The sequence below is a fragment of the Paenibacillus sp. S29 genome, from assembly GCF_049319765.1.
In the GTDB taxonomy this organism is placed as follows: Bacteria; Bacillota; Bacilli; order Paenibacillales; family Paenibacillaceae; genus Paenibacillus; species Paenibacillus polymyxa_B.
Window position 1 is genome coordinate 146,211 of sequence record NZ_JBMOUI010000012.1, and the last position, 12,898, is coordinate 159,108.

Consider the following 12,898-nt stretch of genomic DNA (forward strand, 5'->3'; position numbering starts at 1 on the left):
ACTATTAGTCTTTTCTGACCAATAGTGAACAGCACTCCACATGCACCGTATGCGGAAACATATCTACGGGTTGCACTTCCACTGTACTATACCCGCCATCCTCCAATATCCTTAAATCCCGCGCCAGTGTGCTTGGATTACAGGATACATACACCACGCGCTCTGGTTTCATCTCCAGAATGGTGTCGAGCAGGCGTGGATCACAGCCCTTACGGGGCGGATCGACGACGATAACGTCGGCGGTGATGCCTTGCTCTTTCCATGCAGGAATGACGTCCTCAGACGCGCCTACCTCAAATTTCACATTGCGCATTTCGTTCAACAGCGCATTACTCCGTGCATCGTCGATGGCTTCTTTGACGATCTCGACCCCATACACTTGGTCCGCATGCTGAGCGAGGAACAAAGAAATTGTGCCGATGCCGCAATACGCATCAATAACCGTTTCTTTGCCCGTGAGCCCGGCGTATTCGACGGTTTTGCTATACAGCACTTCCGTTTGTACGGGATTCACCTGATAAAAGGATCGTGCGGAAATCGCAAACTGGACGTTTCCAATGTAGTCGTAGATCACGTCACGACCCCACAGTACACGAGTCTCGTCGCCAAAAATAACGTTCGTTCGCTTCGTATTCACGTTCTGGCATATGCTTGCCACGTGTGGGATATGCTCACGGATACTGCCGATCCACGCATCTGCATGCGGAATATCTCGCCCATTCGTCACGAGCACCAGCATCATTTCACCCGTGCGAAAAGCAGTCTTTACAACGACATGGCGCAGCAGCCCGCGTCCGGTTTCTTCATTATATGCACTGATGCCCAGCATTCGGCCAATCTCTTTCACACGTGCGACAACTTCGTCATTACGCTCATCCTGAATGAGACAGGTGTTCATATCCACAATTCGATGGCTGCCACGTGCATAAAAACCGCCGACAAGCCCACCCTCGGTGACACCAATCGGCACCTGGGCTTTGTTGCGGTATCGCCAAGGCTCACTCATACCGAGTGTAGGATGCACGAGTACGCCATGTACACGCGACATGCTGTCGGCATTTCCATCCGCATTCATGGCCGAATCAGAAGTCGTGACTGTATCGGCCTCACCATCTGTATCCGCAGAAGCAGCCAAAACCTGTGCAGTATGCTCACTGGGCTCTGTAGCCACACTCAGCTTCCCGATACGCTCCAACACGTCCACGACATGCTGGCGTTTCCAGCTGAGCTGCGCTTCGTAGCTCATATGCTGGATCTGGCAGCCACCGCATTGATCGTAGATGGCGCACGGAGCTGCAATCCGGTCAGGGCTAGCCTGCGCGATATCCAGCAGCTTGGCATAGCCATACTGCTTTTTCGTTTTTAACACCTTTACTCGAACCTTTTCACCCGGTAACGCACCTGGAACGAACAGCGTAAAACCCTCGACACGTCCTACACCCTCGCCATCGTGGTTCATGCCGATGATGTCTATCACGGCCTCATCATTCTTTTGCACAGGCAGATCGGTACGCTCTGCACTAGACCGGTTACGATTGGAAGCATCCTGACTTCGTCCACCATTGGAAGAACGACGAGTATCTCGTCCATTTTCCCTTTTCTTCTGAACCACTTCATTCATATTTCCATTTTTATGTTTGATTTCGGCTTGAAGCAGCCCATTTCCAGCTCTAACTTGAGACTGTTCCGGTTCTCTCTCTCTTGTCGCCTTCATAGTCTTTTTGTGCTGATTTCCTTGAACAGGAGTTGCTGTTGCTGCATTCCGGCGGCTTTTTCCACGTCCGCTACGGTTATTCGTCATGATTGTCACTTCTTTCTGATCTTCTTTTTATGCAATATTTTCTTTCGGACGTCTAATTTGAACGGTTATCTAAACATACAAATATCAACTCGAAAATGCCGTTACTCCCCACGGAGAACGGCAAGAACCAATATGTTCACAAAAACAACTACCTACTCTGCATTCCATATACTATATTGCGTTGCCTCCCGGAAGCAGAAGTATTTCCTCACCGGAAAACATTCAAATGATGCGGTAAATTCCGAAAAGTCGCTGGCAAAGTGCCCCCCAGTTCGCCATCCAGATTAAGCTGGACATAGCCGGGTGAGGTCACTTCCATGTAATCTGTTTTGAAATAAACAATCTTCTTGTCCTGCAAATGCTCACCACGCAGCGCAAGGGTTACCAATCGGATCATTTCCGCCAGATTGCATTTCCGTACAGCGATGACGTCGAGCAGTCCATCATCTATTGTCGCCCCAGGAGCAAGCTTTTCAAACCCGCCCACCGAATTCGTATTCGCAATCAGGAAGAGCATAAACTCGTCGTGAATCACTTCCTGACCCGATGCCTTGATGATCAGCTCCTGTGGAGCAAGGCTGACCATCTTCTCCATACCTTTAAAATAATATGCCAACTGGCCAATCATCGTTTTTAGCTTGCTCGGAACTTCATACGTAAGCTCGGTTAAAGTCCCCCCGCCTGCAATGTTGATAAAGTAGCGGTCGTTCGCTTTTCCGATATCCAGCGGCTTCGGATTTTGACGAATCACGAGGTCGCAATAATCCTCCCAGTGCTTGGGGATGCCCAGTGCCCTGGCGAAATCATTCGTCGTCCCCAGAGGAAACACACCTAGGGGCGGGCGGTTTTCTCTTTCAGCCATCCCGTTAATGACCTCATACAATGTACCGTCGCCACCAGCGGCGATAATCATGTCATACCCACGCTCAATGGCCTCTATTGCGGCACGCGTTGCGTCCCCTTCACCCGTAGTTGCATGGCAAGAGGCTTCAATACCCCCTTCATCTAGGCGCTGCAAAACATCCGCAAGACGACGCTTCATTTCCTCACGCCCAGAGGTCGGATTATAGATTAATCTAGCTCTTTTCATTCCGTTACGCCACCCGTATATTTAATGATATTTATATTCACATAGCAGTTCATCACATTCAGTCTGTACAAAATATCATCATACTGGAAAAAGACCTCTTTTACAATAAAAGAAGCCAGACTTTGCCCAAATAAGGAAATTTAAGGCTAAGATGACGCTATAGCCGAACCAGACTACCTATGACTTGACCTTGCTTGCTTCTGCACACTTTGCAATAATTCACGAATTTGTCTATCCATCCAGCTTGTGAGCAAAGGATGCGGTAATAAAGGGTCTCCTGAATAACGGTATTCGAGTCCCTGCAAGCGTTTAGGAATCATACGACTTGTAAAATATCCCGAACTCAAAAATAGCGGTGCCACAATAACATCATGACCCCGCTCCTGATTCCAATACGCTGCCTTGTCGTACACACTCTCGGGGTTTAGCAAAGCGTGGTCCGTGATGATACCGCTCACGCTTTGCACCGTACGGGCCAACGAAGAAATCCCCTGCTCCCAGCGCTGAAAAAAGCCGTTGTGCACACTGCCGTGACCTACGAGTAAAATAACCTCTCTCGCAGGGTCGGCTGATAGCGGGCGAACCTTGTCCCATACCATGCGGGCAACATCTTCTCCGTCATCCAACGGACTGCCAAAATGCACTTGCGCCTTCAGTCGAAACGGCTCCAAATCTGTTTCTTTGTCCGGCGCATCTTTGACACCCAGCGCATAGCTAATCTCATCTACATGCGTACTGCCTGATGACACAAACAAAGGTATAACCAATATATCTGTTACACCCAAGGCTTCCAGACGGTCAATACCATTTTGAATCAATCTTCCTTTAACCGTTTCCAAAAATGAAACCTCTATCGGCATTTCTTCCGACAAATGAAGCTTCGCAACTGCCTGATCCACCTGTTCCACCCAATATGGCTCCCTAGAGCCATGGCTGATTACCAGTATCCCAGGGCTCCGCATTAGCGTCCCAGACGTTCCAGAGTCATTTTGTACCCGTCATTACCATAGTTCAAACAACGTTTAACACGTGAAATGGTAGCTGTACTGGCCCCCGTCTCTGCTTCAATCTGATTATATGTGCTGCCTTTGCCTAGCATACGGGCAACCTCTAGACGTTGGGAGAGGGATTGAATTTCATTAATCGTGCACAGATCATCAAAAAATACATAGCACTCTTCCAAATTTTTAAGAGTTAAAATAGCTTCGAACAATTGATCAATACTTTTATCATTAAGCTTTTTAAGCTGCATGGATTATCATCTCCCAAGGTTACGATCTCTCCTCATTGTACCCGAGGAATAGTCGGTTTTTCAAGCATTAACGGTTTCACGCATTACAGAACAACATTATGACCATAGAAACGTACCGTACGAATGCCCAATTCCGCTTTTATACCTGATTTCGGGACACGCGCCTAAACCCACTGTGCGTTTGTAACATACAGTAGAGTATCAACCTGCAAAGGAATGTGATCTCATGCCTGGACACTACTATCATCGGAGGCCGCTACAGCGTTCCCTTTCCGATCCGTATAGTTCATCTCCTTATCCCGGACTCGATCCATACAACGAGGTTCCGCAAGCCGGTTCTTCCGGGCTGGTTCCTTACGAGGCGCCAGCGAGTATTACGGATTCTGCCGTGGTCACACCAGACCCGGTTCCAGCCAAAGGAGGACTGCTTGGGGGTCTTGGCACCCTCGGTAATCTCAACGAAATCAAAGGCTTCATTGACCGTATGGGTGGCATTGATGGAATTGTTGCTACGGTCGGCAAGGTGCAAAAGGTTATGTCTAGTGTGCAGCAATTTGCTCCAATGGCGAAGCTGATTATGGGCTCGCTCCCAGCATTTGGCAAATCCGGGAGCAAAAATTCTGCCACAGATATCACCGAGGAATTGGATGAATACACACCACCACGCCCACGCCGGAAAAAGACGCAGCGCAAAAGCACCACTACCCCGCGCAGACGTCCGCGCAAGCGCAAAAGAAAGTAGACTATACTATTTGAACCAGCCACGGCGCATAAACCAGACCACCATTGCAACACTCAACAAAAACATGAAGAACAGTACACCAAAATATCCATATTTCCAGGTCAACTCGGGCATATTCGAAAAATTCATACCATAAATTCCTGCAATCAGCGTCAAGGGCATAAAGACGGTCGTAATTACGGTCAGCGTCTTCATAATTGAATTCATGCGATTGGAATTGAGCGATATATAACTGTCCCTCAGGTCGGCTGTCATCTCGCGGTCGGCCTCCAGCATGTCTGTCAGCTTCAATAAATGATCATATATATCGGTAAAATAAGCCATATGATCTCCTTGGCCCTGCACATGCTGCGAATTCAAAACTCGGTACATCAGATCACGCATGGGTACGATGGTACGGCGTAGCTTGAGCAGCCTGCCACGCAGGTCAAACACCTGCTTCATTAATTCCTCTACGGATTCGCGACCGCCCAAGCCCTCCAGCTCGGCCAATTCATCCTCAATCATAAAAAGGCTCGGAAAATAGTTATCTACCAGCTTGTCCATCACCGTGTAGGCTGCAGACAGCGGCCCTCGCGACCATATTTTACGTTCATTCGCATGCTGGACAATCCGCTCCCAGGCTTGATCCAGCTCCTCTAACTCATGATGGTGATATGTAACCAAAAAACGACTGCTAATAAACATATCCACTTCTTCCGCAGCTAACGTATCTACATCAAGCGCATGCACGACCAGAAACTGCACATCCTCGTAATAATCCAATTTGGGACGTTGCAGAACATGCATACAATCCTCCACAGCCAATGGGTGAAAATGAAAATAACTCGTCAGCAGTTCTGTCTCGCGATCTGTAGGCTCGCTAAAATCTACCCACATCCATATGTAATCCTCCATGACGATCTGATCCAATGGTTTTCCCACTGTTACCTGATGATCATGACCTATAGTCAATGTACGTATCATCGTACGTCCCCCTCGCTTACACTTCGCGTCTGTTATGTTATTTATATTTTATATAAGCCAATTAACATTATACCAATCTCAAGTCCTGTATTCCTTTTAATAAAGAAAAGGATATCTCCGGGCCAACATGCCTCCCAAGATATCCTTATAAAATAATCAATTCATTATAAATTAAATCTTTTTTACAAATCCTGTGCTTGTCGCTTCATATCCTAATCGGCGATAAAAATGATGAGCATCCTGTCGCTCACTTCGATTACCACTGTTCAAAGCAATGGCAACCAACCCGTTCTCTTTAGCCCAAGCTTCCGCTTCCTCATTTAACGCCTTGCCGATGCCTTTATTACGATGTTTTGAATCCATCACAAAAACGACGATACGCGCGTAATTTTCATTTCTTTCATAAAAGATATCAGCATGTAGTCCAACCATCCCAACGACTTCCCCTCCATCTTCAGCCACCAGAGTATGGTAGTTAGGGTCAGAAGCGATACGATCATATCTCATCTTCATATCTTCTACAGTCGTAGGATAACCAAGCTCCTCCATTAGATAAGCCAAAGCCGGAATATCCTCATGATGAGCAGTCCTTATCTTCAAAAGCAAGCCCTCCACTTATGAAAATAAACATCAAAAATGAAAAATCACTCGCGCCCTCTTCCCCTGCACCCACTCATTCAAAAGTGAGGCCGGCTCTTTGCACGAAAAGGGACTACTCAGCGAGCAGTAGCGTAGCGGTCCATTTGAATCTGTAGAAGCGGCAGCGTTCGCCTTTGCCTCTGAATTTTCACCTTATAAGGTCCTATACAATCCAAAAATTGAGGGGCAACAGCGATCGAAAGATCAAATGGAACGCGGAGCGGTCTCACACTACGTCCTCACCTGCACTCACGGCAAACCTTGCCCACTTACAATACTTTTTCTAAGAAACTAATAGTCCGCTCGTTTTTCGGATTACCAAATACCTCTTGTGGCGTTCCTTCTTCTACGATGTAGCCACCGTCCATAAACACAACACGGTCGCTTACTTCGCGTGCAAAACCCATCTCATGCGTTACGATCATCATCGTCATGCCTTCACGCGCCAGATCTTTCATTACGCCCAGCACTTCGCCTACCATTTCAGGATCGAGCGCCGAGGTAGGCTCGTCGAACAGCATAATGTCTGGGTTCATTGCCAGCGCACGTGCAATCGCCACACGCTGCTTCTGACCGCCGGAAAGCTGTCCTGGCAGTGCATCTGCCTTATCGGCCAAACCTACACGATCCAGCAGCTTCATAGCCGTTTCCCGGGCCTCTGCCTTGGACTGTTTCCCCAGTTCAGTCGGCGCGAACATAATGTTCTTGAGCACGGTCATATGTGGAAACAGATTAAAGTGTTGAAATACCATACCTATATTTTCACGGACTTTGTTAATGTCCACGTTTTTGTCACTTAAGTTGTAGTCATCGACAATGACCTCACCTGCGGTAATTTCTTCAAGCATGTTCATACAACGCAAAAACGTACTTTTCCCCGAACCAGAGGGGCCAATGACACACACAACCTCGCCTTCACGTACTTGCATGTCGATGCCCTTTAGTACTTGATTACTACCATAGCTTTTTTTTAGGTTTTTAACGATAATTTTACCCACGGCGAACTCTCCCTTCAAGACGGTTGGAAATTTTGGTCAGGACTGTAATGACGATAAGATACATCACCGCTACTACCAGCCAAATATCAAAGGATTGGAATGTCCGCGCAATAATGATCTTACCCGATTGGGTCAACTCGACCAGACCGATAACAGACAAAATGGACGTATCCTTCAACGTAATAACCAACTGATTGATAAACGACGGGATCATGATTTTCACAGCTTGTGGCAAAATGATTTTAAGCATAGCCGTCCGATAGGGTAGACCAAGCGAACGAGCTGCTTCCATTTGTCCAGGATCAATGGACTGAATACCACCACGGATAATCTCAGTTACATACGCACCCGCATTCAGGGATAATGTCAGTACAGCCGCGACAAAAAGCGGCATTTTGAAATCCAGTGCCTGTGGAATACCAAAGTAAATAAAGAAAGCAAGCACGATCAGCGGAATACCGCGGAATATATCGACGAATACAGTTGCAATACCACGGAACACCTTGTTATGGCTTACTTTCATAAAGCCAAACACCAACCCTAGGATAAAGGCTACGAGTAAAGATACAAGTGTGTACAGCAACGTATTTCCCATGCCCTTAATCAGCGAAGGCAGCGAAGCGGAAATCAGTCCCCAGCGGCTGGTCTCTACAGGCGCCACACCTTTGCCCGATTCGCCAAGGTATTTAGCCAAAATTTTATCGTATTCCCCGCTATTGCGCAGATTAACAAGCCCTGCATTAAATTTCTCCAGCAACTCCTGGTTCTTGCCTTGGTTAACAGCAAACCCGTAAGAAGCACCTTTTTCCTTATCTGTTACCAGCTTAAGGCCGTTATTCTGGTTTACACCATATGCCAGTACCGGATAGTCATCAAAGCAGGCAACCGAATTACCTGTTTTGACTTCATCATACATTTGAGAAGAATCATCGAAAGGTACTGTAGTAAAGCCGTATTTGGCCTTAATGGATTCTGCGAATGTGTAACCTTCCGTTCCTGTTTTGACCGCAACACGCTGTCCTTTCAAGTCCTCATAGCGTTTAACCGTATCATTATCCTTGCGGACCGCCATGACGACGCCTGAATCAAAATAAGGCTCGGAAAAATCAAATTTCCGCTTGCGTTCATCGGTAATACTCATCCCGGCAATGACACCATCCACTTGATTCGTTTCAAGGGCCTGCACTGCCGCGTTAAAGCCAAGAGGCTTAATCGTATATTCAAAATTCTGATCCTTGGCAATGGCTGCCAGCAAATCCATGTCGATTCCAACAAATTTACCATCTACATCTTCAAACTCAAAAGGCGCGAACGTTGTATCCGTGCCGATATCATACTTTGTTTTATTTTCTGCATGTGCCACTACACCGAAATTACCGGACAGGGCAACCACAAAAAACAAACAAATCATGAGTGCTATTAGTTTTCTAGATTTTTGCATAATTTCCTCCAGTCAGTTGAACGGTTCAAAGTTTTCTGTTTATTCTACAGGAGTTATTAAAAATTGACTACTTTGATGTCAGGTATTTTTGAAAAACGTTTCATGGAACTATCTGGATGTGTAAACTTTGAAGAAGCCTTTTTGCCCTAGAATGCCAATAAGCCCCTGCCGCAAAAAGCGGACGGAAGCTTATTGTGTATTCTATAGTGTGTACCTATTTTTCAAGAAATAATAATGAACTAGAAAAGAATTTTGAAAATCAATCCAGATAACAGCGCAGCAATCGGTATCGTTATAACCCAAGTAATAATAATTCGACCGGCCAGCGACCAACGCACAGCGGAAAAACGCTTCGCAGAACCCACACCCAAAATAGCCGAAGTAATGGCATGAGTGGTACTTACGGGCAAATGAAGCAATGTAGCTGTGAAAATAACAGAGGCTCCCGAAATGTCGGCTGCGAATCCGTTAATTGGCTCGATTTTAAAAATCTTGGTTCCCATCGTCTTGATGATTTTCCAGCCCCCGATAGACGTACCCAGCGCCATGGCTGTTGCGGCTGAAATTTTCACCCACATGGGTACTTCCAAATGGTCCTGATACCCCGCCGAAACGAGTGCGAATGTAATAATCCCCATCGCCTTTTGAGCATCATTCGTACCATGCGTGAACGACTGAAGCGCTGCCGTAATGACCTGCATTGTACGAAACCCTTTGTTTACCGTATGCGGACTACGACGAGCGAAGATGTATTTTAAAATTATCATCACGATGTAACCGACAACAAAAGCAATCAACGGGGAGAAAATAAGTCCTTCGACAATCCCGATGAAGCCGCTCCAGTTTAATTTATCCGATCCCGCACCTACATACACCGCTCCAGCCAATGCACCAATTAGTGCATGAGAAGAGGATGAAGGAATACCGAACCACCAGGTTAAGAGGTTCCAGATAATCGCAGCGATCAGCGTCGCAATGACGATATCAATTCCATTCGTAAGCTTGGTTGGATCAGCGACACTTCCACCAATGGTCTTCGCAACGCCTGTAAACAATATTGCCCCGAGAAAGTTCATGACCGCAGCCATAATAATCGCACGTCGCGGGGTCAATGCACGGGTCGATACCGAAGTTGCAATCGCGTTCGCCGTATCATGAAAACCATTAATAAAATCAAATGCCAGAGCAAGAAAAATAACAATACCCAATACCAGTAAACTTGTATCCATGTAAAAGGACTCCCTTACGAGTTACGCATAATGATGGATTCCAGCATATTTGCAACATCCTCGCATGAATCCGTTGTCGTTTCAAGGCGTTCGTACAATTCTTTGCGTTTAATCAGTTCAATAGGGTCAGTTACAGTTGCAAACAGGTTTTTGATGCAAATACGCAATAATTCATCCCCCTGATTTTCCAAATCATTCAGGCGAATAGTGTATTCACGAATGGCCAGCAATTTTTTCTGTGAAAGCAAATGTACAGCTTTCTGAATTTCGTAAGCTGATTGACGCAGAATATCAGCGAACTGCACAATATACTCGTCCGGCTCCGTAATGTTGTACATATAAAAACGAGAAGCCGTCGCTTCAAGACCGTCCAACACATCATCCATGGTTGTTGTCAGTTCCATGATGTCGTCGCGTTCCAACGGCGTAATGAAGGTCTTGTTCAGCTCAGTAATAATCGTGTGTGTGTAATCATCACACTTATTTTCATACTTCTTCATTTCATTTGTAAACAAAGTCACATCCTGAAGATTTGAAGTATGTTGGGCAAAATAATCGGCTGCTTGCACGATCGTATCTGCCATATTTTCCAACGTCTCGAAGAATATATCCTTTTTCTTCAATCTCATAACGATTACCCCTTTACGAAAATATCCGCAACCTGTTTCGACTGCAATAGACAACCTTTGCTATCTTATCACACTCATCAATGTTTTTGTAATGTTTGTAAAAGCAAATTTCATGACATACGTATACAGTGCCCGACATGGAAGGTCATTATCCGACAATTTCTTCCTAAAAAGGTGTATTTCGTTTTCTAATTTGCTGCTATGGTTACATGTTCCTTTAGTGAAGTATCTGCAGGTACCACATGTATATAGGATGTACCTGGCGTTAACGGGATTTCAACCCCATTTTTCATAAAACGAATCGCATCGCCTGGTGTATGCTGCCACTCAGCCTGTATTAACTGTCCTTGTTGAAACACCATGGCCTCTCCACTGCCGTCCAGCTCAACACCTAATCTGCCCACATCATCCAACGTTCGATGTCTAGCGCTCATTACAATAACATTGGCTGCTGAGAGCTGTTGGTTATTATTTTGATCCACATGTGACTTTTCGTTCACAAAACGCTTATATTGTTGATTCGCTGGATCATAGGTATAAGATACTCGATAGCTTTTAAGCAAAAACCGAATTTGCAAAGATGCTGCTGTCTCGTCCACCATAACTGGGGTTTCACCGGATTTAAGGTAAGAATATACTGGAACGTCCGTATGCTTGGCATACCCTTTACTATCGCTTCCTTTGCGCAGTCTGTTCACGTCTGTGTATAAATTATGTGGAGGACGACGATCTTTGCTTCGCCAGAAGTAAGCCCCTCCATTTGAAATCTCATCCAGATGTTCCTTCCGTTGCTGCTGTAAAATCGCATAGGCATCTGTGCTTCCCCCTGCGTGTATCGGCAACGCACCATAGGTTTCGCCCAGCTCAATCAAATACGGTCGAATGCTACGGACCGGTCCGATCTTTACATCTCCACCATGACTTTGGAAAAAAGCGACCAGACGGGTAATCCCGCCTTCTGCAAGAACTTCATATACCATGTCTGCCTGGCTAAGTCCTGCCTGAGGACGTGCAGCCGGAGCATTGTTAATCATGACAGCGAGCGGCCGCTCCAAAACAGGCTGCTCCACCGGAAGACCGGTAAGCGGAGCTGTAAATGCCGGAATAGACTGCTCCTTCGGCGGTTCAAGTGCCTCCTTCTCTGTTTCTTGCTTGGTCGGTTGGGGAACGGATTCAGATTCACCCGTATTGGACATAGCAGTACAAGACATCAGCGTCATGCATAACAGAGCTGAGGCCATCACACGCAACCAATGATTTCGTTGGGAAATGGGCCCGGACAAGTTCATCCCTCCACTTAGTTATTTTTCTCATTATAAGCTTTATTTCCTGTTTTTGTCTTGATTGAAGCGTAACCACTCTATAGAATACTTATCTAAAGACATTAAAATTTAAAAAATATTCAGACTTTGTGATTTTTATCACAAATAACTGTAACTGAACCTACTACAATAAAGGTGTAGCAAAGATGATCATCCCCAACAAAATGAAATACAACCAACATTATAGATTAAGAAAGAGGAGTGGTTTGAATGTTTAACAGCTGGTTACGTGAAAACAAAGTCGCAATGTGGTTGCTGACTGTAGTACGGGTTTATCTAGGTTATGAATGGATGACCCACGGACTTGAAAAGCTGACAGGTGGATTCGATGCAGGCGGATTTATCTCGGGGGCCATTGCTAAAACAGGTGGAGACCATCCCGCTGTACAAGGCTGGTGGGGATCGTTCCTGGAAGCCTTTGCCCTGCCGAATGTAGGTTTGTTCAACGTCCTGATCCCATTGGGTGAGTTCTTGGTCGGGGTTGGCCTGCTTCTCGGTACATTGACTACACTGGCTGCTTTGATGGCTATGGTTATGAACTTCTCGTTCCTGTTCTCGGGTACAGTAAGCACCAATGCAATCTACCTGCTGTTTGAAATCTTCCTTGTAGTTGCTGGTGCAAATGCCGGAAGAATTGGCTTTGACCGTTGGGTACTGCCCTTCCTGCGTGGACTGTTTCGTAAAAATAAAGATACCTTTCCAGTGGACCCTAGTCGAAAAATAGCTTAAACATCCCCAAAATAACCGTTATCCTCCGGGATAATGGTTATTTTTTGCGCTGTTATGCTC

13 protein-coding genes are annotated in these 12,898 nt (G+C 46.1%); 2 read left to right on the forward strand and 11 right to left on the reverse strand.

Annotation, left to right across the window (positions count from 1 at the left end; genetic code table 11):
* Window positions 1–4: 4 nt before the first annotated feature.
* The 4 genes from rlmD to ACL9RM_RS19695 all read right to left on the reverse strand — a co-directional run bounded on the left by rlmD (window position 5) and on the right by ACL9RM_RS19695 (window position 4,143).
* Complete coding sequence (gene rlmD, locus ACL9RM_RS19680; protein ID WP_250267480.1) at window positions 5–1,801, reverse strand: 23S rRNA (uracil(1939)-C(5))-methyltransferase RlmD; 1,797 nt, start codon at window positions 1,799–1,801, stop codon at window positions 5–7.
* Window positions 1,802–2,009: 208 nt separating this feature from the next.
* Entirely contained in the window at window positions 2,010–2,891 is an 882-nt protein-coding gene (locus ACL9RM_RS19685) for a diacylglycerol kinase (protein ID WP_013308843.1), read from the reverse strand.
* Between the two features lie 173 nt (window positions 2,892–3,064).
* On the reverse strand, window positions 3,065–3,853 hold the full coding sequence (locus ACL9RM_RS19690; RefSeq protein WP_081112480.1) for a sirohydrochlorin chelatase: 789 nt from the start codon (window positions 3,851–3,853) through the stop codon (window positions 3,065–3,067).
* Window positions 3,853–4,143: a YerC/YecD family TrpR-related protein gene (locus ACL9RM_RS19695; RefSeq protein ID WP_007428885.1), complete on the reverse strand. Its 291-nt coding sequence runs from the start codon at window positions 4,141–4,143 to the stop codon at window positions 3,853–3,855. Before ACL9RM_RS19695 ends, ACL9RM_RS19690 begins: the two co-directional genes overlap by 1 nt.
* Before the next feature lie 226 nt (window positions 4,144–4,369).
* On the opposite strand from ACL9RM_RS19695, the gene ACL9RM_RS19700 reads away from it, so the two are divergent.
* A complete protein-coding gene (locus ACL9RM_RS19700) occupies window positions 4,370–4,885 on the forward strand; it encodes a tyrosine protein kinase (protein ID WP_250267479.1) in 516 nt (171 codons plus the stop codon).
* Window positions 4,886–4,891: 6 nt separating this feature from the next.
* Here ACL9RM_RS19700 and corA read toward each other — a convergent pair whose 3' ends face one another.
* From corA to ACL9RM_RS19735, 7 genes are all read right to left on the reverse strand, one after another.
* Window positions 4,892–5,851 carry a magnesium/cobalt transporter CorA gene (gene corA / locus ACL9RM_RS19705; protein WP_061830842.1) on the reverse strand — a complete coding sequence of 320 codons (960 nt, stop codon included), beginning with the start codon at window positions 5,849–5,851 and terminating at the stop codon, window positions 4,892–4,894.
* Window positions 5,852–6,022: 171 nt separating this feature from the next.
* The gene (locus ACL9RM_RS19710; protein ID WP_081112481.1) at window positions 6,023–6,451 is read right to left on the reverse strand and encodes a GNAT family N-acetyltransferase; all 429 of its coding nucleotides are present in this window, start codon (window positions 6,449–6,451) and stop codon (window positions 6,023–6,025) included.
* Window positions 6,452–6,759: 308 nt separating this feature from the next.
* On the reverse strand, window positions 6,760–7,488 hold the full coding sequence (locus ACL9RM_RS19715) for an amino acid ABC transporter ATP-binding protein (RefSeq protein ID WP_061830844.1): 729 nt from the start codon (window positions 7,486–7,488) through the stop codon (window positions 6,760–6,762).
* Entirely contained in the window at window positions 7,481–8,929 is a 1,449-nt protein-coding gene (locus ACL9RM_RS19720) for an amino acid ABC transporter substrate-binding protein/permease (protein WP_250267478.1), read from the reverse strand. Before ACL9RM_RS19720 ends, ACL9RM_RS19715 begins: the two co-directional genes overlap by 8 nt.
* A 239-nt stretch (window positions 8,930–9,168) precedes the next feature.
* Window positions 9,169–10,158 carry an inorganic phosphate transporter gene (locus ACL9RM_RS19725; RefSeq protein ID WP_039272398.1) on the reverse strand — a complete coding sequence of 330 codons (990 nt, stop codon included), beginning with the start codon at window positions 10,156–10,158 and terminating at the stop codon, window positions 9,169–9,171.
* 14 nt (window positions 10,159–10,172) lie between these two features.
* The gene (locus tag ACL9RM_RS19730; protein ID WP_007428879.1) at window positions 10,173–10,787 is read right to left on the reverse strand and encodes a DUF47 domain-containing protein; all 615 of its coding nucleotides are present in this window, start codon (window positions 10,785–10,787) and stop codon (window positions 10,173–10,175) included.
* Between the two features lie 188 nt (window positions 10,788–10,975).
* Window positions 10,976–12,070 (reverse strand): DUF3048 domain-containing protein, encoded by a 1,095-nt coding sequence (locus ACL9RM_RS19735; protein ID WP_250267477.1) that lies wholly within the window; start codon window positions 12,068–12,070, stop codon window positions 10,976–10,978.
* Between the two features lie 249 nt (window positions 12,071–12,319).
* Between ACL9RM_RS19735 and ACL9RM_RS19740 the strand changes: the two genes are divergently transcribed.
* Window positions 12,320–12,838, forward strand: coding sequence for a DoxX family membrane protein (locus ACL9RM_RS19740; RefSeq protein WP_235307300.1), 519 nt, complete (start codon window positions 12,320–12,322; stop codon window positions 12,836–12,838).
* Window positions 12,839–12,898 lie beyond the last annotated feature (60 nt).